This is a genomic window from Pseudomonas sp. SORT22 (assembly GCF_018417635.1).
Taxonomy (GTDB): Bacteria; Pseudomonadota; Gammaproteobacteria; order Pseudomonadales; family Pseudomonadaceae; genus Aquipseudomonas.
The window spans coordinates 1027982-1046672 of sequence record NZ_CP071007.1; the positions used below are offsets into that span (position 1 = coordinate 1027982).

Below are 18691 nucleotides of genomic sequence, written 5' to 3' on the forward strand. Positions count from 1 at the left end.
CGTTACGGTCGTCACTGCTCGTGGATCGCAGTCACCAATCGGGGTGTTTCATGTGTAACTCGTGTATCGAGGGCAGTGGAACCGTTGAAAATCCTAGCCATCGGACTGGAAACACATCGCTGGTCCACGCGGACAAGCGGGTGTATCAACGCTACATGGTGTTTCGCACCATTGTTGCCTCTCGACCCTCTCGACCCTGTCGGCAACTTAGCGATTATCTATCGCGCAGGCTCAGTTTTCGATCAAGGGGGCATGGGGTGTGATCTGGTCCGAAAATGAGGTGGAGCAATTCACGTTAGAGCTTGCGAATACAGATATCAGTAGCCTGCTCGATGAGATCCAGGTAATGGAAGATGCTGTAGCGGAAGCTGCACTTTTCCCTGAGTTTCGTGGCCACTTTCGCCAAGCGTTCGAGGTCATAAACGAGGCAGCTTCATATTGGCTCGAAGAAGGATGTTATTCGACTCAAGCTAGGCGGGTAATCCATGAGACGTTCAGCCGGCGAGATCTCATTTACGAGCGATTGTGCTATGCCCAGTCTTTTTCCCTGCCGGATGTAGTGCGTGAGGTACTAGGCCGAGTTGACGCTATTCCAGGTTCTCGTATGGCCGCGAGCTATGCCTTTGCGCAAGCGCTGGACGCTGTCCAGAGGCTGGCTGATTGGTTGGTGAATGTTGAGCTCGACGTTTATGGCATCAATCCTGACTTAGCCGAATGGCTAAGGCTGAATGATTCGGAGTTTTTCCAAACCTTGGTTGAGCGTCAACGTCGTACTCAACCGGATAGGGAAGCTGATGTCAGAGAGACTTTTGCCCAGTGGGTAGGTGAGTCGGAAAAGGTGTTGATGCTTGCTGACCTTTATCGCCAGTCTGAAGTCGCGTTGAGCTCTGGGAAGCTTCAACCAGGTAGTTTTTTTCCAAAGATGATCGACAAAATTTACACCGTGAAAAGCTCCGAGAGGGCTCGCTTGGCAGGCAGAGGGAACAGTCGGCAAGGTACCGCTACGCAAGATGGAAAGGAGAAGAAGAGGGAGCTCACCCGGGCCGCCGTTGAGCGTATCAAGAAGTCCTATCCTGATATTGAACCTAAGGCACTGCTGTCCAGGCTGGTCGGCATAGAGGGAATCGGGACGCGGGACACGATTAGGGAAAATCTAAGAGAGCTGGGAGAGTACGGTCCTAGGAAAAAAAGAAAAACGAGCGGACCGTGTTGATTCGTTTTTGAGTTTTTAGTCTGTGCCTGTCTCTGTAGATATAGGCACGACTATGACCACTTTCTCCGCAGCAACCTCCCTCCATTCTGGGCGCGACCCACAGACCACTCTGATACGCATCACTGAAGTGATGGCCATAGTAGGGTTGGCCCGTCCCACAATCTACAAACTGATGCAGCAGGCCGAGAGTGGCTTCCCGCTGCCCGTGAAGCTGAGCAACAGCACCGCCCGGGGCGCCCCGGTAGCCTGGGTTCTTTCCGAGGTTCAAGCATGGACGCGTAGCCGCATTCAGGCTCGTGATCGGGTGGCAGCATGAGCGTGCGCCGCTATCACTTCGCTGGCCCATTCCATGATCCATATGGCGCTACGTTCTGCCTCTACAAGCATGGGGATATCAACTGGCGCCACAGGATCATTGCTGGCGTGAGCTGGAACGGCCGAACACAGGAGGCGTTCTTCTTCAACCCTGATGGGCTGACCATCCCGCTACGTGCGAATCCATGGGAAATGCCCGCCTTCATGCGAAAGCACGGGATCCGTCGCGAGTTCTCCGCCATTGTTGGAGAAGGGCCGTTCGCAATGGATAAACAGCGCCGCTTGGGCCTTACAGCAAGTCAGCTGTCCGAATGGGTTACCTACTGGTTCACCGATGAGAGCTATCCCTATTCGAATGATCTAGAGGTTTGGGACGTATGGGTAGCGAACGACCTGGAGCAAGAGCAAGCCACCAGCGAACAAAGCCATGCGTTCGGACGAGATCAAACAGACCTGGATACCTTCGTGGCTGAATGCGTTGCAAAACGTGAAGAGTGGCTCACTGAGGAGTACCGCCGCCGGTGCAAGGAAGACGCGAGGATCTTCGCCTGGCTGAAAGGCGAAGCGCACCCACTGATATCCGGCAACTGACAGCACCGGCCCGCACTGCTCAAACGAAAACGCCCCCGGCGGCTACCGAGGGCGTTGAGGTAATTCTTCATGCTTGCTCAATTTAATCTTCCATTCACGCTTGTGCAAGTAAGCGCACCTATTGCGCTTCTGCTCGCTCACGATTATTCTGTGAACGTCGCTGCAAATTCAGCGACCGACCTTGGCCGGTCGAACAACTCAAGGCGCACAAGCGCCCACCATACGATTGCAGGCGCTTTTTTTGTGCCCGCAGTTTCGTGTTATGGCGGCTGTGCGTGGGACACCTTCGGGTGTGCCGGGTGCCTTGAGTCCCGGTCGGCCAACCCGCGTACAGCCGTCACCATTCCTTGCTTGGCCGCAAGCGGTGATGGCTCCTCAACTCAAGGAGCAACACCCGATGCATGCCCTCAATCCGTCCAAAATTCGCGCCGCTGCCCACAGGGCAATGGCTCTCGCCGCTCTGCACGCCGACTCCAGCCTTCGTACCCGCCTCGCTCGCTACAACGACCATATTGCCAAAGCTCGCGCCCTGGAGAATACCGGGGGTGCGCAATGAGCACTTCGCTAAGCATGGCCCTTCCTGAAGACCTCCTCTGTGTTCCAACTCAAGCCGATGCGGGCATTCCCATCGACGCCATCACCTGTGCAGTTGAACGCGCCAACGCCGTACTGTTGTTGCTAGAGGACCAGTTTGAATGTGACACACCCCGTTTGGCGAACCACATCATTGCCGCTGCCCTGTGGGACGTCCGCGGGACGCTGGGGCTGATTCGCACCCTCGCGATCCATGGTGACCAGTCGACCCGTTGCTCGATGGCTGGAGGTGCGCAATGAAGACCACCCTTCAGATCAATACCGCCGGTGGCGCCACCTTCGCTCAATGCAATTCGCAGAATGCGCCACTGTTTCGTGTGAATGCCGGCATTTCCTGCGAAGAGGCGTTGGAACAGGCCTCGTTGCTGATGGATTGCATCAACAAGCTCACATTTCGGGGTGGCATGGAAGATGAAAATGAAAGTGTGGTGTGGGCTGCTCATTACCTCGGTGAGATGACGAAGGCGATCATTGATGACGTCGCCACAGGGCTACAACTTGCCCAAGGCGGTGGCGCATGAGTGGAGTCAAGAGCAATACTCGTCGCCCCACCTTCGCCCAGGTAAAAGCTGAGGCGCTGCGACAAATCGATCAGGTGCTCTCGCATTGGCTACCCAGCGGCAAGCGTGTGGACGGTGGCAAGGAATACACCGCACCCAATCCAACACGAAATGACAAGCACGCTGGTTCGTTGAAAATCAACCTGAGCAAAGGCACATGGGCGGACTTTGCGACGGGTGATAAAGGTGGCGACCTGATCGACCTAGTGCGCTACCTCGACGGTGGTACCGATGTCGATGCTTGCCAGAAGCTCGTGGACTTTCTGCGCGTTGATGCCGGCGTGACCATTCCACCTCAGCCCGCCAAAAAGCCAGCTGCTGCTGAATGGCAGGCCGTGCTGCCGGTTCCCGCTGAAGCCATGACGAAGTGCCCCAGCAAGCATCGACAGCATGGTGCCCCGTCCAAGGTCTGGTGCTACCGCAACGCCAAGGGCGAGCCATTGATGGTGCTCTATCGCTTCGATGAAGAACGCGCCGAAGGTGAGCCCAGCAAGAAGGTGTTCGCGCCACTGACTTGGTGCGTGCGTGGCGATCGCGGGCCGGCCCAATGGCGCTGGCAGGGGCTCGCGGAGCCTCGTCCTTTGCTACGTCTGGAAGAGCTGAGTGAGCGTCCTGATGCGCCGGTAGTGGTGTGTGAGGGCGAAAAGGCCGCCGATGCGGCAGCCTTACTTCTGCCCATGCATGTGGCCACCTGCTGGCCGAACGGTTCCAATTCCTGGCACAAGGCGGACTTCACGCCGCTGCAAGGGCGTGGGGTGCTCCTGTGGCCGGACAACGATGACAGTGGCGCGAAATGCATGCAGGCCGTGGCAGCCAGGCTGGCTGATTTGGGATGCACGGTGCAGACCGTCGACCTTGCAGCTTTCAAGCGCAAACCCGTGCTCAAAGGTGGCGCTCCCCACTTCGCTAAAGGTGGACGCTGGCTCGAAGGTGATGACGCTGCCGATGCACTGGAAAGGGGGTGGACTGCCGAACACCTGGTATTGCTGGCTGAGAGCGGTGAACTGTTCTCAGCTGTAGTTCAGAGCGATCCGCCGACGGTCGAGCCAGCCGATACGAAGTCCGGCAAGCCAGCCAAACCTAAGTCTCGCCCCAACCGTGACCTGCTCCCTGCCGGTTTTCGCCTCACAGAAGACGGTGTGTTCTATGCGACCGAGGATGGTGAGGCGCGCCCGGTGTGCTCGCCCCTGGAGATTCTAGCCCGGACCCGTGATGAGAAGGGTCACAACTGGGGGCTGCTCGTTGAATTCGATGACCCCGACGGCGAGAAGAAGCGCTGGAACATTCCGGCACGCACCATGACGGGGGACTTCGGCAAAGATGTATTGGGCCCATTGGTCGACATGGGTTTGCGCCTGGCAGGTTCGAGGTCGGGCCGGCATGCGCGCAATGATCTCCAGAGTTACCTCCAGGGCTTCGACAGTACCCAGCGGGCGCGACTAGTCACCCGTCTGGGCTGGCATAACAACGCTTTCCTGCTGCCGGATCGCCAAGTTGGCCAGCACGGCGAACACCTGCACTTTTATGACGCTGGCGCCCAGCTCCCTCCGATCAACGAGGCGGGCACACTGGCGCAGTGGCAAAACCAGATCGGCGCCTTGTGCATCGGCAATCATCGCTTGGCGTTTGTGGTCAGTACGGCCTTTGCTGGTCCATTGCTTCACCTACTGGGGCACGAGTCAGGTGGTTTTCACCTCTACGGCGACAGTTCTGGTGGTAAGACCACGCACCTGCAGGTGGCCGCGTCGGTGTACGGCGGGCCGCGATTGGTCCGTTCCTGGCGATCGACCGATAACGCCCTGGAGTCGATCGCGGCAGCGCACTCCGATGGACTGCTGATCCTCGACGAGATCGGTATGTGCGACGCCCGCATCATCGGGGAGACGGTCTATATGCTTGGCAACGGCACTGGCAAAGCCCGGGCGAATGATCGCGGGCAAGCAGGCCGGTCTGTGCAGGAATGGCGCCTGCTGTTCCTTTCGACCGGAGAGAAGACCCTGGCGCAGCACATGGCCGAGGCCAACAAGGAGCTCAAGGCCGGTATGGAAGTGCGCATGCTGGCGGTGCCAGCTAACGCCAGCAAAGGGTTAGGCATGTTCGACACGCTATGCGGATTCGAGGATGCAGCAGCACTCTCGGACGCACTTAAGCTGCGGGTGGGCAAGTTCTACGGGACGCCGCTCACCGCCTTCCTAGAGGCCTTGTGTGCGCCCGGCAAGCTTCCCGGATGGGTGAGCATCATGCGCCGCAGCGTCGAGCAATTTATCGCACAGAACCTCCCCGCTTCGGCGAGTGGGCAGGTGCAGCGTGCGGCGTTGCGTTTCGGTCTGGCCGGGGCTGCTGGCGAGCTGGCCACCGCCCTGGGCGTAACAGGCTGGCCGGATGGCGTGGCACTCACTGCGGCACGCGTCTGTCTGCATGCCTGGCTAGCTGAGCGCGGCGGCGCAGGAAACATGGAAGGCGAAGCCATCATGGCGCGCTTGCGTCAGGTCATCGAGCGCTTTGGTGAAAGCCGATTCACGCGGTGGGAATCCACCGCCGCGAAGATCGATGAACACGGTCCACGCACAATTGACCGCTTGGGCTTCCGCAAAACAATGGAGCACGGCATGGGCGACGCCATGCACACCACCATCACCTACTACGTACTCCCAGAAGCGTGGCGATCGGAGGTGTTCCGTGGCATGAACATCACCGCCGTGAACCGCGAGTTGATAGAGCGAGGCGTTCTACAGAGCGGTAAGGATGGAAAAGCGTCCTGCACCGTACGTCTGCCCGGCATGGGTATGCAGCGTTGTTACGTGGTGCTGAGTGAGCCCAACACCGAAGTCCCGCTGGCAGAGGCTGTGGCGGCCTGACGGCAGCCAGCCCACATGAGGCATGCGCCGGCGCGTCCGGCCTCGCCAGCCGCTCAACTCACACCTCACCTCTATGGATGATAAAGAAATGCGAAGCCTTGACAAACTGAACATCGAACGCACCCAACACCAATCAGAGCTCGAAGAGCTCAAAGGGCAAATCCCTCAGTGGGAAGCACACCTGAGTGATCCAAGCTTCGCCGCGACTTCGGCCGGCGATGACTTTCAGATACGCCTGCGAGAGGCAAAGTTTAAAATCGAAAACATCGAGCACAAGATCTCCGTCATTGATCAGGACATTGCATGGTGGGACCGAAAAGTCAGCAGTTCCGAGCTGATGGCAGAGTACACAGAAACCATGAGCAACTGGGCAACTGACAAGGACGACCTAGAGGGCAAGCGTAATGTATTGAGCACACGGCTGGCGGAAACCAAGAGCCAATCCGAGAGGATGATTGCTGATGCTCGTCGGGCTGAGGAGGTTGCAGCGCGTGCTTTTGCCCAGGCAGTTGCTTGGAGCGATGTAGAGGGTGAGAAAAAAGCTGCCGATGACGCGCAGAAAGCGGCGAAGGCTTTGAGCTCGGCAATGGAGCATCAGCGCCGTCAAGCTTTTATCATCACTGCTATGGAACAGGAGATTGAAACCATCGACGCACATATCGAGGAAGCTGCTCGGGAATTTGTCAGAGCTGAACGATCCGCAATTTTGGTGGCTCTTGAGCGGCTCGAAGAAAAATGGGACGCGTCGGCGAAAGAGCTTCTAGAAGTTGGGGCAAAACTATATGCAGCAAAAAGTTATATGGGGCGTGAGCAAATGGCTTTCGCTGGGCTGAAGCTGATGAGTCAGCTCGATAGCCATATTGTCTGGAATGACCAGGACTTGATGAGGAAGAGCCTAGGATATTCGCCATCGAAAATTATAGTGGAGATTTGTGAGGGGTGAGAGCAGGGCTGCTTCTGCTTATTAGTTTGGCAAGGTGAAAAGTTAGTAATTTGGAACCCCCCAGCCAATTCATTGGCTGGGGGTTGATTTCATAGCTAAGTATTAGTTTTAATCTTCGGTTTTGTTAAATAAGTTCTGTGAGATGATCTCAAGTAAAGCCTCTTTGTTGCAAGGTTGTGTGTTGTATATTTGTCGGGCTTCTAGCAAGATTTCTTTAATTCGTGGCCCTGGAGCGATGCTGAACTTCTCCATGATATCCTTGCCGGTGATAGGAAGCACTTCCTGTTGCTCTGATAATAAGACATGCTCTATAAGCTTTCTTGCTTCTACATGAAAATCGCAATTGTCGGTTTTTACTTCAAATTCTTTTCGCCATCTGTCGTAATACCTTTTTCTAAGCCGCATAGGGTCGATTCCTTCACGGCCAAAATCTGCTGCGACCTCTGTTATCAGTTCGTCAAATTCATGCGGGGCGTGAAAGCGACTAATTCTCAAAGTCCATTGGTTAATAATTTGGCTGGCTTCAGCGTCTGTCTCTATGCATCTTAGTATGTCACGTAAGCAACCTAGGTAAGCACATGCATCGAGGATGATGACCCTGAGAATAGTTTCCCAGTGTTCATCTGAGCGGGGGACGCGGGTTCCGCAGTTTTGGTTAAACCATTGCTCACATGCGATCCTTATTTCTTTTGAGTGACTTTGGCTAGGATCTAGATTGTGTTGGCAGTAAGTGCGTAGGCGCTGAACGAGAGAGCGGTGACTCTTAGACAGTTCTACCATGTTGACAGAGTACTCGCCAACGAGTTCTGTCAGAAATTCCGTTCCTAGTTTTCCGCTCTCAAAATAATGAACGTAGAGCCATGAAACAACGCGGATGAAGCCAAGCTCAGATGGGCTTAGGCGCGGGAGTGGAAGTGAAATAGACCCAAATACTGCGCCTACTCCTTCGAGTCTGCTGGAAATGTCGTTTATTTCATCGCGTAATGTAAGAGCGCTATATATAATTTCCGGAGCGGACTGCTGGATCATTTTTTAACTCCGCTATTTGCGGAATAGTGATAGGCAGGGTCTGCTGTTGGTGCAATGTAGTTGAAGGCAATATGGAAATCGCTAATTTGCTCGTCTTTCGCGATGTCGTCCATTTTGAAATCATGAGGGAAGAACGCAACTCGCTGGCGAATGCCTTCGACAAAAAGCTCCCCCTTTCCGCCATCGTCGGATACCCACAAGACAGTGCCGTGATACTTTTTCGGCAGCCCATCTGCATCAGATGATATATAAGCCTTGAGTACCCTACGGCGTCCAGTCACTCTATCTGATATTCTCTGAAGCTCGCGCCATAGCTCGTTGGCCGTATCGTGATAACCAAGGTGCCATGTGCAAATCGCCTGTAGGTACAACAATGTTGGGATCGAGTAGTTTTCGCTTAACGATATAAGTGACTCGATGATCTCAAGCGCTTTGCTCCATTGCTTAGAGTTAAATGGTACTGCAGTGCGCTCCGGGGGGAAAAACGGAAGCCCAGACTCTGAAGACCACCAGTACCTTAAGTACAAATACAGGCACTTGGGGTCGAGCTTAATAACGTCGTAGTGTTGGTCTAGATAGGCTATAGACCTTTTGTGTTTTTCTAAGGTTGACTCGTCAGGTGTTGTGTCAGAAGGAGGTAATCCTCCAGCGATAAATATTGCTTGGAGGTATATTCCAGCGGTCGATCCGAGCGCGGCTAGTGCGCGAAGAGAGTCTTCTCTCAGGTCTTCATCACTCAGAAGCTCACTGAATTCAAGACGTCGTTTTTGAAGCTTTTCTTTGTCGCGGAACCCGATTTCATTTCCTTCGCAGAGAGAGAATACATTGAAGATGCCAGCTATGATTTCGATGCGATCAGGCTCCTTCAAGTTCGCATGTTTTAGGACGTCTTTGGTGCTCCAGGAAATCACGTCTATCGGATAGAAGTCCTCAGGCATAAGTGTGCGAGCACGCATTGCTATTTTTTGCGCTTGGTTGAATTCATCAAGTACAAGGCCTGTATCTTTTTCAGCTCTTATGTATTCTCTGGCTCTGGTCCCGAAAATTGACGCTAGCTCATTAAGTAGCATCCCATAAAGTCGAGCTGTTTTGCGTGAGAGCGTAACGTCATCAATCGCGCTTGATAAGATTGTTTGTGCCCGCTCAAGGAGGTGGAGTCGGCCAGGCAGATCGTCTTCAGGGATTAAGTTTAAGACGATCGCTTCTCGAAGTAGAGAGGACTCCTGCAGCATTAGTCTTGGCGATTTTACTCCATTGTTTTCCCGGATTTGCTTCAGTGCGTTGGCTATTTCCAAATAATAAGGGGCGTACATACGGCCCTCTGGCCCCTTTGGTCCAAGATTAAAAATCAACTCGGTGGCGAACTGAACTTCTTGGTTGTCGCTGCGAGTTAGATTTTGCCTCGTGTTCAGCAAAAGTTTTAGGGCGTACTCAACTTCTGCATGTGGACCGCCGAGCCGTACTTGGGCGATGAGGCTCGCCTCGAGTGGGTGTCTCACGCCAATGGTTAAATTGTTTGATGAGTCCTCTGACCAGCGGAATAGGTCAAGACCTTCTAAGATTGTGTGGAAGTTGGTAATTGCGATTCTAGACATCGATCGAAGTAATACTTCAATCGGTACCTGTAAACCAAATTTACCGGGAACCAAGATTAAGCCTACTAATTCTTGCTCGGCGTATATCCACTCTCCGGCGATGAGCTTTGCTTCTGTAGGTAAGCTGATTCTGTTATTTAATGCGCCCGCTTTTGTTAGGGCAAGCGCTAGTATATTGGTGCTTTGTACTTCAGGTTGAAGTTGCTCGGAGTTATGGCGTATGGCCGCTGTGACAGCACTCGCTTCTAGGTTTAATCCTGTTCGTACTTGGCCGCGACTTTCTGGTAGGAGTCGGTAAAGCGCAACAAGGAAGCTTGGATCGCCTTCGTCCAAGAAAGCCTCTAAACTACTGCCAAGCGTAGGTTCAAACGAAGATAAGTGATTTTTGAAACGAGGAATTTCGCTTGCTGTTAACAGTGATGGCGATTCGATGAATTTTATTCCGTCACGCTCATCTACCTCGTTTCTATAAGCGCTTCCAAGTAGGACGAATTTTCTTCCGCGCCCAAGTAAGTATTGATGGAGAAGATCGTATTGCTCAAGATCTTGCATGCCATCCCATACAATAAGGGATGCTGGAAAGCCGCTTTCTTCAGCCCACTGGCAAAAAGCGTCCAAGTCTGCGAAGTTAAATTTTTGACTTCGTCTAGGTATAAAAACAACCGCATACTTGCTTTCGTTGTGAATTTTTAGAGCGACGCTCGCCATTGCTATTGTTTTGCCGGACCCCGCTTGTCCGTGGAAAATAACAGGGTCAGCATTGAACATTTGTCCCTGCAACCTTGTGGTGGCAGCGCGGACTAGAGTCGCCTCACAGTCTCTTTCAAAAGGCAGATTCTGTGAAAAAGCTGACCACAACGGTTTTGTGCCTGATTCAGATAAAAATTTTCTGAACTCTGAATATCTTTTTTCTGCGGATTGGCTTTTATATGGAACAGGAAGATCGCTATCTAATATAGTCGCAAAGCGACTTACAGTATTCCATAGGTTTTCGTTCAGTGGGACTTCGGTTTTACCGAGTGTAAGCGTTCTATCTTTAGAAGATGAATGGAATTTTGTTCCTGGTTGAATTATCCCGAGCTCTATTCCCCGTGCCATAACAGAGGCCAGAGACTGCTCAAAGGTGCTGAGTTTTCCTTCTTCTATTGCTCGTGTTAGGAAGGGGTCAGTAATTTTTTGCTGCCCACAGCTGAAAAGGAATGCTTGGCCCTTTTCCAGTGACATAAGAATTGGATAAAGTTGTTGTGATTGCAACCAATCTGTTTCTGGGTTGTACCCTTCAATTACCAATGTGCCAAGTGGAGTAATTGCTTCGGGTAGACGCTGTAGTAACCCAATTGCGGCTGGTGCTCGTAAGGTCAGCTCAAACCAATCGAAGGGCGACGAATGATCTCTTTCGGAGCGGCTGATAGAACCATACAGATATGTAATGTGTAGGTTCTTTTGGTTTCTTGGGTCTAGAGGTTGTAAGTCTGGAGATGTTATTGGTTGAACTTCTCTCCATTCATTTCGAAACGCGCGATTCAGGGACCCGTCAAAAGTTGATGTGGCGACTCCGCTCCAAGCGAACTCGGCAATATACTTTAGCCATGTAGGAGTTACTAGAAGGTTTGCTTTGTCGCTTATCCAGGCTCTGGATGATTCAATATCGTTGCGAATGCGAGTGTTGAAAATTTTGTTGTAACCAACGCCATCTACTACGTGCTCGTCGCTGTATTTTTTTAATATAGAGTCGAGGAACACATCTGATTCTGCACCAAGGCTTAAGCAGTTTTGCCCCAATACCAAAAAATTCGGCGTGTGCTCTCTTGATAAACGTTCACAGAATTCGCTGACCTTGTTTTCCACTTGAGCTCCTTGTCATTGCAAATTCAAAATTTTAGTGTCTAACAATTGTAACGACCGCATCTTGGATGGAAAGTCGATTAAGCCACCCACTGAAAACAGCTGCGGCGAACAGCGCGCAAGTCGTAGAGGCATTGCTAACACCTCATCCGCACGTGTGGCAATGTTACACGGAGCGTACAGTCAGGGGGACAAGATTTTATATCTTTTAAATCAATAGCTTACGATCGCTGACACACCTGTCACACCTGAAACCCTTAGATGGAAGAGCTTGAGCCCACGCCCCACGTGGAGTCCAAACCTTCAGCGAGCAGATTCACTTCGAGAGAAAGGGTACGAAGAGGGAGGAAGTCCCCGGGGACCCTGGGGTATGCTGAAGGATACGGGGACGGGAACCCGCGGGACTTTGTTAGCAGCAGGGTTTCCAGCTTAGTGAACAGGTGAACCGGGTGAACTCACTCGATCGGGTGGTAACCCCGCTTGATCATTCTTCTGGCTACTGATCCGTCATTAGCCGACCGTCGGCTTCGTCACTTGTCAATCATCGTCACGCCGGCCGCCGGCAAAGCGCTACAGTTTTCCTTCCTGGCACCTGATTGAAACCCTCGTGATCTGGCGTCGTCGCGAATGTCCTGGCTCGCACCATAGCCTTGAGGGTAACTTCTTCACCTCATGGTTCTCGTGGAAAAGCGAAATGTTCTGGAAAAAAGAGAAGACTGTCAGAGTGGAGTTGGTCACGCCCGTGACCATTGATGTTCCGGCCTCTCCCTGTCAGCCGCCAACTCAACCCTCTGTGGCTCAGGACTCCGCAACCAACAAAGATTTAGCGGTCAAGCTGGTGACCTTGGGCGCCGTAGCCTCACAAGCTGCTTTGGTGGTTTACGGGTACTCGCACAAGGTGGGGTATTACGAGCAATTTGGCATTGATATCAATGAAGTGGCTCTGAACACCCCGGCGCTACTCCTGCAGGGCTACATAAACATACTGGAAGGAACCTTTAGAGCTTCTGACTCTTATCCTGTCGTTGTTCCAGGTCTGACAGCCTTGGCATTCGTCCTCGTCGCAGCCTTTTTCATCAAAGCTATCGCCCATCGAACAAAGGTAAACGCGATCATTGGTTCTTCAACGTGGGTTGGAATGTTGTTGTTCTTTGCGTTTTTTGTCCCAGCGATTGGCTTAATCAACGGGGGAGACGTAGGCCGAAAAGATTTCAATAAATTCACCACGTTGGATGCAGCTTATGGATTGGAGCGTGTGCAAACGATCGTCACTGAAAAACAGATGCAGCTCACTGGCCACCTCATCTTGGCCGACGGCAAGAGCACATTCTTGCTCGTCGATCAGACTGTGTTCAAAATCGACGATAAGTCGGGACGAATCATCCGCCAAGTGGACTTGCACTTGAGAAGTGATCCTTCCGCGAATCTCGGCTCCTCCCACTGAGGGCAGGTAGGCAACGCCGGAATGTCTGCCTGTATGCCTAGCTCTAGAACAGGGACAGGTACCTTTCACGCTCAATCAACTAGGCTTCACTTCAGTGTGCGGATTGCACCTTCAGCTAGCCCCTTCCAGGAGGTGAAGCCATGTCATTCGAGAAAAAAGCCATTAAAGAGCAGATGGCTCTGTATGAAACTGCAGTCGCTGCCCTGCGCAGATACGAAGAGTCCAAGGGGGTTCTGCCGGCAGCAGAGGTTGAGCGGTTGAAAGCGGAGGTGGAATTCCTGTTCGCTGCTGCGCAGGAGCATCACCAAGAATCATTAGGGGCGGCCAAGCATCAACGTCATTGAGAGAGCTCATAGGTGAATTGCCGTTTAGGGATACGTTTAGGGATACAGACTGCTAAGATTTAGCTTGTCGCCCAGTAAATACTAGGCAAAACCACCTAGATTTGGTTCCTGTCTCCGCACCAGCTATCTGATTTCTAGCTGTTTGAGGCCTCTACGAAATACCCAACAAATCCTGCCTTGTGCGGGCTTTGTTGTTTCTGGTTTTTTCTGATGTCTTGTTGTCTCTCTGCTGGTCCAGGGATTGAGTATGGATGTTCAGGTGGTACCATAGATAAGTATTACGGATAATGGAATTCATGGAGTGTCCAGTGTGAAAAAATGGAGGTTAGTATTAATCGGTACAGTTTCGCTGTTCCTCGTAGCCTGTGAGAAAGCACCCTCTTATGAGTACGAGGGCACATACTTCATAACTGAAGGTGAAGACTGCAAGATTCCGACAAGTGCGGAAGACAACGAGAAATATTTTTTAGAAATAACCAAGCAGGTAAACACTGGAAGCGTGTCGTACTCCGCCAAGCTCCCATCAGTTGCAAAAGCCGAAATGCCCATTATTAGCGTGCAAAACGCCTCGCCAAGCAAAGACAATGAACTCACGTTCAGCTTCACTCACGCCAAGGTGCCCGGCGCCGTGCCGGGGAGCTCAAAGATGAGCTTCGAAATTTCTGTAGTTCCTAATAAGAACAAGGAAAACCATCTATGGCTAACTAAACAAAAGGCCATCATGGTTCGGGACGAGAAAGTATCCGAGTACGACGTTCTCGATAATTTGAGAAGATTTTTCGAACTCGGAAAGGCCGGCGCTTGCTTGAGGAAGGGAACAGCGGAGGGCTGAGTGCAACAGGGAGGCGGTGTTGGCGAGGATAACCAAACTTGCTCAACCTCGCCCGCCACCTTTTGGTCATTCGCCAAACAGCGCCTTGGTGTATTTTTTGGAGACGGCCCCGGATCGCTCCCCGTTCGCGCCGTAGTACCGATCCTCGCGACATAGCCGCTCTTTCACGTCGCAGAATATCCCGTTAACGAAGGTGAATTCGGTCAGGTCAACGTCACTCGATGTGAATACGTCGGTCGTCGCTGCCTTCTTGCCTAGGTACTTTTCCGTTAGCTCGCGGGAGATGCCTTTGTCATTGGCGCACACGTAACGGTCGCAGAGTACGCCCGATGCAGGCGTTTTCAGTGCGGTTCGCTGTTTGGCCTGTGCGGGCATCACGCCCACGGCCAGCAGCAGCGCCAAAGAGAACAGTAGAGGTGATTTATTCATACTCATTGGACTTCGTTCAGTGGGTTTCAGATTTACGCAAGCCACGGCGCTGCAGGTTAGCAGACCATGTTAAGGCAAAGAGGTTTCTGCGAGACCAGGCGATTCATTTGCCGTCGCCAAATCCTCGATCAATGCCTTCGCCATCCCACTGAGAAAATGAGCCGCACAAGTCATCGCTTCATCTTCTTCAATCATCACGTGATGAGTCAGCTTGCTCACGCAGCCCATCAACAAAGCTGCCTGTTCCAGCACAAATTCCACACTGTGCCCTGGCTCAACCCGAAACAGTCGTTCGGTGGTCTTCCCGCCCGGGCCTTCGCCGAAGGTGCCGACGCCTATCGTTTTCAGAACTGAAGCACGATCTTCGCTCATCCATACCTCCCAAAGCAGGCAGCCAGCATTGCCGAAGCAACACTGGCGCTCTTCTGAAATTGACCTCAGTGCTTCAACTGAACCTTGCTCAAAGCCACTTCAATCAAGCTTCGGGCGTGTTCAATCTCGTGCATGGTGGCCAAGGTCAGTACCTGCTCAGGCGGCCTGGGATGGAGCAGCACGGTCTGCTGAGCAATAGTCAGCGCACGGACCAAATATCCGGACGTCTGGACGAGAAGGTCTTCAAGGGATTGGTTGGGATGATGCGGTGGGTCTGGGACGATTTTGAGCATGCGAACCTCTAGAGTCATCGAGGCTGCTACAGACCTGCTGTCAAACAAGTAGGTGGCAGCGGTACGCGGGTTGACAGACCGAGGACTCTAGAAACTCGGCGCACACGAGGTGCCCCACGTACTGCCGCCATAAAGCGTGCACGTGTTCTAGAGATCTGGAGGCCTGTCAAAGCCTGTCGTTAAAGGTCAACGACCGGTCGAGACTAGAGTGAGGCCAATGCCATCGCAATGGTTTACGCGCGGCAAAAGTATGATTGGGAAATGGACTACATGGAATCAGGAAATTCTGAAGATTTCCGCCGTTAACGTACCGTTCTCGCGACTATTCGTTACAAATCCACGCTCCACGCTGGTGACCCTGCCATCACCCACGCCATCATAGGAGGTCACCGCAACCTGGCCCTGCCAGGCGCTGCGTTTTATACGAAGGGCAACGAAAGCCCTCTTTTCTGCTGGGGCGATGGATGAAACAAGGGCGAGTGTGGGCGCTGATGTTGATGGTTGCGGTCTTGTCGGGCTGCGCCACGGCGCCGCCGAGGGATCAGAACAATCTGTGCAATATCTACCGCCAGTACCCGGACTGGTACGAAGATTCGCTGAAGATGCAGCAGCAGTTCGGCACGCCGCAACATGTGGCGATGGCGATCATGAAGCAGGAAAGCAGCTTCGTCTCCGATGCGCTGCCGCCCCGCGACTACTTGCTGTGGGTAATTCCGTGGGGGCGGGTGAGTTCGGCCTATGGTTATGCACAGGCCCAGGACCCGGTCTGGGGTGAGTACAAATCCGGCACCGGCAATGGCGGCTCGCGCGATAACTTCGATGACGCGGTCATGTTCATCGGCTGGTACACCGCTGGCACCCAGCGCCAGTTGGGGATTTCCAAGTGGGATACCTACAATCAGTACCTGGCCTATCACGAAGGGCGCGGCGGTTTTAGTCGTGGGACCTATCGCAGCAAGCCGTGGTTGATGCAGGTGGCGCGCAAGGTGGAGGCGCAGTCGCGGGTCTATGGCGCCCAGCTCAAGGCCTGTCGCCAGGAGCTGGAAGATGATCGCGGTTGGTTCTAGACCGTTCGGCGCAGCAGCGGGCGGGTCTTGATCAGGCCCGCTGCAAGGGCCGCCAGAATCAGGGCAATGGCGATGCCTTCGTTGCGATCGATGAGGTGGCCGAGCATGACGATGGAGCCGGCGATGCCGAATATAGGGATCAGCAACGACAGCGGCGCAACGGTTGAAACCGGGTACTCGCGCAGCAACAGGTTCCAACCCCAGTAGCAGAAGTGCGTCGCCGCGTAGACCTGGAACACCAGCGATAGCAGGGCGATGCCCTCAAGGTGGCTGGCCAGGGCGGTGAACGGCGCGCTGCCATGGTTGAGCCAGGTGAGCAGCAGCAAGGGGATCGGCGGGAAGAGGCTGGCCCACACCACAAAGGCAAACATCTCACGCACTTTCGAGCGTTTGATGATGACGTTGCCAACGCTCCAGCTGAAGGCGCTGACCAGCAACACGCTGTAGCCCGCGGTCGTCGCCTGGCCGGGGCTGCTGGCGATAATGCAGATCAAACCCAGGGCGGCGAGTACCACGCCAACGCACTGGCCAAGGCTCATGCCTTCGCGAAACAGCAGCACGCCCCAACCCAAGGTGAAGAAGGCACTGAATTGGATCAGCAGGGCAGCGGTGCCGGGTGGCACGCCCAGGCTGATGCCTAAGTTGATCAGCGCCCACATTGCCACGCCGAAGATCAAGCCATAGGCGGCCAGCCAGCCCAGGGCCACGGACGGGCGTTTGATGAACAACACCCAGGGCAGGGCGGCGAGGCCGAAGCGCAGGGCGGTAAGCAACAGCGGGTCGATCTCGGCCAGGGCCAGTTTGCTGATGGGGAAGTTCAGGCCCCAGACGGCGGTCACCAGCACGGCGAGCAGCAAGTGTTTTGGTTGCATGGTGTTGTTATCCACAGGCGGGCAGGGCGCAACTATGCGCAATGCAGGCGCTGGCCCGCTTGCGCTATCGGGTCGCATATCGGTAGATTCGGGCCATGATTGAAATTGACCCGTCTGAACACATTCCCCGCGATGTAGTGGTGACCGCCGTTGATTATGCCGATGGCCATCACTTCGCGCTGCATACCCACCAGCGCGGGCAGTTCGCCTATGCGGCCTGTGGGGTGATCACCGTGTTCACCCGCCAGGGCAACTGGGTGGTGCCGCCGCAACGGGCCATCTGGGTGCCGGCGCAAGTGCCCCATGAGATGGTCATGAGCGGGCCGGTGACCATGCTCAACACTTACATCAGCAACGAGGCGGCGGCACGTTTGGCGCTGCCGGGGTTGTGTCAGGTATTCGATGTGTCGGCGTTTTTGCGCCAGTTGCTGATTCAGGCAGCAGACGTGCCGGCGCTGTATGCGCAAGAACAGCGCGACGGTCATTTGATGGCCTTGCTGCTGCACGAAATCGCCAACATGGCGCCGCTGTCGCTGAATGCGCCGCTGCCGGATGATCCGCGCCTGGCCCAGGCGTGCCAGCGGCTGTTGCAGCAACCCTCGCTTGAGGTGAGCATCGATGACATGGCCCGGCAGGTGGGCCGGAGCCGGCGTACGTTTACCCGGCTGTTTCGTCAGCAAACCGGTATCAGCTATGTTGAATGGCGCCAGCAGGCATGCCTGTTGGCAGCGGTGGTGCGCCTGGGCAATGGCGAGCCGATTACCCGGGTGGCGGTGGACCTGGGCTATAGCAGCCCGAGTGCGTTTACCAGTGTGTTTCGCAAGGTGCTGGGGGCGGCGCCGAGTCGGTATTTCAGCAAGGATGCGCTATGAATCATGGCGCGCATGCACAGCCGCAACGGCGATGCGCCCTATGGTTCATCCGCCGAAGCGATGTCCTTCTGGTGTGAAACGGCTACCGCCATTGCGGTACGGCGTACTGTTGATGACAGGTGTGAAGTGTCGACGCCTTTGGGGCTTGATGACTTATTCGCGCTGCTGCTCAGGCCGAGTCGGCGCTTTGTGGTGGATAAGCGGCAGGTTTATGAGGAGCGGATTGCGGGCAAGGCGTGGTTGAGTAAGTGGCCACGGTAGCGGTGTGTTGGCTGATGTCCTTTTGTGGGGTGGCTGAGTCCCTGCAGAAAGCGAAAACCCGATGAAAGCTGGTGGGATCATTTCTCGCTGGGCTCGTACTCGGGTTTTATAGCTTTCGCGGATAAGCCCATCCATGAAATAGTACTAGTGCCATGGAGAGCCAACCTATGAGCGGGTAATCATCCGATGAGTAGTTTTGAATTCTAAGGTAGGTGTATTTTTCATGGTTCACTAGATAGAGGTAGCAACTGCCGAAAAAGACATTGCAGGTCAAGCAGATAAGGAACTTTGTCCAGCCTAGGTCAGCCCCGGTGAAGCGCTTCTTTAATAGAAGTGCTAATGAAATGCCCAGGGTTGCAAAC

Annotated in this window: 19 protein-coding genes; 13 read left to right on the plus strand and 6 right to left on the minus strand. The window is 54.0% G+C overall.

Annotation, left to right across the window (positions count from 1 at the left end):
* Positions 1-259 precede the first annotated feature (259 nt).
* The 7 genes from JYG36_RS04915 to JYG36_RS04945 all read left to right on the plus strand — a co-directional run bounded on the left by JYG36_RS04915 (position 260) and on the right by JYG36_RS04945 (position 7074).
* The gene (locus JYG36_RS04915; protein ID WP_213603245.1) at positions 260-1213 is read left to right on the plus strand and encodes a hypothetical protein; all 954 of its coding nucleotides are present in this window, start codon (positions 260-262) and stop codon (positions 1211-1213) included.
* Positions 1214-1265: 52 nt separating this feature from the next.
* Positions 1266-1529, plus strand: a complete 264-nt coding sequence (locus tag JYG36_RS04920; protein ID WP_033701417.1) for a helix-turn-helix transcriptional regulator — start codon at positions 1266-1268, stop codon at positions 1527-1529.
* Positions 1526-2119 (plus strand): hypothetical protein, encoded by a 594-nt coding sequence (locus JYG36_RS04925; protein ID WP_213603247.1) that lies wholly within the window; start codon positions 1526-1528, stop codon positions 2117-2119. Before JYG36_RS04920 ends, JYG36_RS04925 begins: the two co-directional genes overlap by 4 nt.
* 570 nt (positions 2120-2689) lie before the next feature.
* Entirely contained in the window at positions 2690-2953 is a 264-nt protein-coding gene (locus tag JYG36_RS04930; protein WP_249744396.1) for a hypothetical protein, read from the plus strand.
* Complete coding sequence (locus JYG36_RS04935; protein WP_213603251.1) at positions 2950-3234, plus strand: DUF3077 domain-containing protein; 285 nt, start codon at positions 2950-2952, stop codon at positions 3232-3234. The genes JYG36_RS04930 and JYG36_RS04935 overlap by 4 nt, the downstream gene beginning before the upstream one ends.
* Positions 3231-6131, plus strand: coding sequence for a DUF927 domain-containing protein (locus JYG36_RS04940; RefSeq protein ID WP_213603253.1), 2901 nt, complete (start codon positions 3231-3233; stop codon positions 6129-6131). Before JYG36_RS04935 ends, JYG36_RS04940 begins: the two co-directional genes overlap by 4 nt.
* 88 nt (positions 6132-6219) lie before the next feature.
* Entirely contained in the window at positions 6220-7074 is an 855-nt protein-coding gene (locus tag JYG36_RS04945; protein ID WP_213603255.1) for a hypothetical protein, read from the plus strand.
* 108 nt (positions 7075-7182) lie between these two features.
* Here the strand turns inward: JYG36_RS04945 and JYG36_RS04950 are convergent, their stop codons facing one another.
* Both JYG36_RS04950 and JYG36_RS04955 read right to left on the minus strand, forming a co-directional pair.
* On the minus strand, positions 7183-8103 hold the full coding sequence (locus JYG36_RS04950) for an HD domain-containing protein (RefSeq protein WP_213603257.1): 921 nt from the start codon (positions 8101-8103) through the stop codon (positions 7183-7185).
* Entirely contained in the window at positions 8100-11546 is a 3447-nt protein-coding gene (locus tag JYG36_RS04955) for a P-loop NTPase (RefSeq protein ID WP_213603259.1), read from the minus strand. Before JYG36_RS04955 ends, JYG36_RS04950 begins: the two co-directional genes overlap by 4 nt.
* Positions 11547-12150: 604 nt before the next feature.
* Between JYG36_RS04955 and JYG36_RS04960 the strand changes: the two genes are divergently transcribed.
* From JYG36_RS04960 to JYG36_RS04970, 3 genes are all read left to right on the plus strand, one after another.
* Positions 12151-12987, plus strand: coding sequence for a hypothetical protein (locus tag JYG36_RS04960; RefSeq protein ID WP_249744397.1), 837 nt, complete (start codon positions 12151-12153; stop codon positions 12985-12987).
* Positions 12988-13127: 140 nt separating this feature from the next.
* Positions 13128-13331 (plus strand): hypothetical protein, encoded by a 204-nt coding sequence (locus JYG36_RS04965; RefSeq protein WP_213603261.1) that lies wholly within the window; start codon positions 13128-13130, stop codon positions 13329-13331.
* Positions 13332-13632: 301 nt separating this feature from the next.
* A complete protein-coding gene (locus JYG36_RS04970) occupies positions 13633-14163 on the plus strand; it encodes a hypothetical protein (protein WP_249744398.1) in 531 nt (176 codons plus the stop codon).
* 66 nt (positions 14164-14229) lie between these two features.
* On the opposite strand, the gene JYG36_RS04975 is transcribed toward JYG36_RS04970, so the two are convergent.
* The 3 genes from JYG36_RS04975 to JYG36_RS04985 form a co-directional block, all read right to left on the minus strand.
* The gene (locus JYG36_RS04975; RefSeq protein ID WP_249744399.1) at positions 14230-14598 is read right to left on the minus strand and encodes a YcgJ family protein; all 369 of its coding nucleotides are present in this window, start codon (positions 14596-14598) and stop codon (positions 14230-14232) included.
* 63 nt (positions 14599-14661) lie between these two features.
* Complete coding sequence (locus tag JYG36_RS04980) at positions 14662-14964, minus strand: DUF3077 domain-containing protein (RefSeq protein WP_195885019.1); 303 nt, start codon at positions 14962-14964, stop codon at positions 14662-14664.
* A gap of 65 nt (positions 14965-15029) precedes the next feature.
* Complete coding sequence (locus JYG36_RS04985; RefSeq protein ID WP_045197124.1) at positions 15030-15257, minus strand: hypothetical protein; 228 nt, start codon at positions 15255-15257, stop codon at positions 15030-15032.
* 464 nt (positions 15258-15721) lie between these two features.
* Here JYG36_RS04985 and JYG36_RS04990 point away from each other — a divergent pair, with 464 nt between their 5' ends.
* Complete coding sequence (locus JYG36_RS04990; RefSeq protein ID WP_045197126.1) at positions 15722-16324, plus strand: transglycosylase SLT domain-containing protein; 603 nt, start codon at positions 15722-15724, stop codon at positions 16322-16324.
* On the opposite strand, the gene JYG36_RS04995 is transcribed toward JYG36_RS04990, so the two are convergent.
* Positions 16321-17196: an EamA family transporter gene (locus JYG36_RS04995; RefSeq protein WP_213603263.1), complete on the minus strand. Its 876-nt coding sequence runs from the start codon at positions 17194-17196 to the stop codon at positions 16321-16323. The genes JYG36_RS04990 and JYG36_RS04995 overlap by 4 nt on opposite strands.
* Before the next feature lie 95 nt (positions 17197-17291).
* On the opposite strand from JYG36_RS04995, the gene JYG36_RS05000 reads away from it, so the two are divergent.
* The gene (locus JYG36_RS05000; RefSeq protein WP_213603265.1) at positions 17292-18068 is read left to right on the plus strand and encodes an AraC family transcriptional regulator; all 777 of its coding nucleotides are present in this window, start codon (positions 17292-17294) and stop codon (positions 18066-18068) included.
* 3 nt (positions 18069-18071) lie between these two features.
* A complete protein-coding gene (locus tag JYG36_RS05005; protein ID WP_213603266.1) occupies positions 18072-18329 on the plus strand; it encodes a nucleotidyltransferase family protein in 258 nt (85 codons plus the stop codon).
* Positions 18330-18691 lie beyond the last annotated feature (362 nt).

What these genes read in the sequence shown, in the direction of transcription:
- JYG36_RS04920 (WP_033701417.1), top strand. Translation starts at nt 1,266, where the DNA reads ATGACCACTTTCTCCGCAGCAACCTCCCTCCATTCTGGGCGCGACCCA.
- JYG36_RS04925 (WP_213603247.1), top strand. Translation starts at nt 1,526, where the DNA reads ATGAGCGTGCGCCGCTATCACTTCGCTGGCCCATTCCATGATCCATAT.
- JYG36_RS04930 (WP_249744396.1), top strand. Translation starts at nt 2,690, where the DNA reads ATGGCCCTTCCTGAAGACCTCCTCTGTGTTCCAACTCAAGCCGATGCG.
- JYG36_RS04935 (WP_213603251.1), top strand. Translation starts at nt 2,950, where the DNA reads ATGAAGACCACCCTTCAGATCAATACCGCCGGTGGCGCCACCTTCGCT.
- JYG36_RS04940 (WP_213603253.1), top strand. Translation starts at nt 3,231, where the DNA reads ATGAGTGGAGTCAAGAGCAATACTCGTCGCCCCACCTTCGCCCAGGTA.
- JYG36_RS04945 (WP_213603255.1), top strand. Translation starts at nt 6,220, where the DNA reads ATGCGAAGCCTTGACAAACTGAACATCGAACGCACCCAACACCAATCA.
- JYG36_RS04950 (WP_213603257.1), bottom strand. Translation starts at nt 8,103, where the DNA reads ATGATCCAGCAGTCCGCTCCGGAAATTATATATAGCGCTCTTACATTA.
- JYG36_RS04965 (WP_213603261.1), top strand. Translation starts at nt 13,128, where the DNA reads ATGTCATTCGAGAAAAAAGCCATTAAAGAGCAGATGGCTCTGTATGAA.
- JYG36_RS04975 (WP_249744399.1), bottom strand. Translation starts at nt 14,598, where the DNA reads ATGAGTATGAATAAATCACCTCTACTGTTCTCTTTGGCGCTGCTGCTG.
- JYG36_RS04980 (WP_195885019.1), bottom strand. Translation starts at nt 14,964, where the DNA reads ATGAGCGAAGATCGTGCTTCAGTTCTGAAAACGATAGGCGTCGGCACC.
- JYG36_RS04985 (WP_045197124.1), bottom strand. Translation starts at nt 15,257, where the DNA reads ATGCTCAAAATCGTCCCAGACCCACCGCATCATCCCAACCAATCCCTT.
- JYG36_RS04990 (WP_045197126.1), top strand. Translation starts at nt 15,722, where the DNA reads ATGAAACAAGGGCGAGTGTGGGCGCTGATGTTGATGGTTGCGGTCTTG.
- JYG36_RS04995 (WP_213603263.1), bottom strand. Translation starts at nt 17,196, where the DNA reads ATGCAACCAAAACACTTGCTGCTCGCCGTGCTGGTGACCGCCGTCTGG.
- JYG36_RS05000 (WP_213603265.1), top strand. Translation starts at nt 17,292, where the DNA reads ATGATTGAAATTGACCCGTCTGAACACATTCCCCGCGATGTAGTGGTG.
- JYG36_RS05005 (WP_213603266.1), top strand. Translation starts at nt 18,072, where the DNA reads ATGGCGCGCATGCACAGCCGCAACGGCGATGCGCCCTATGGTTCATCC.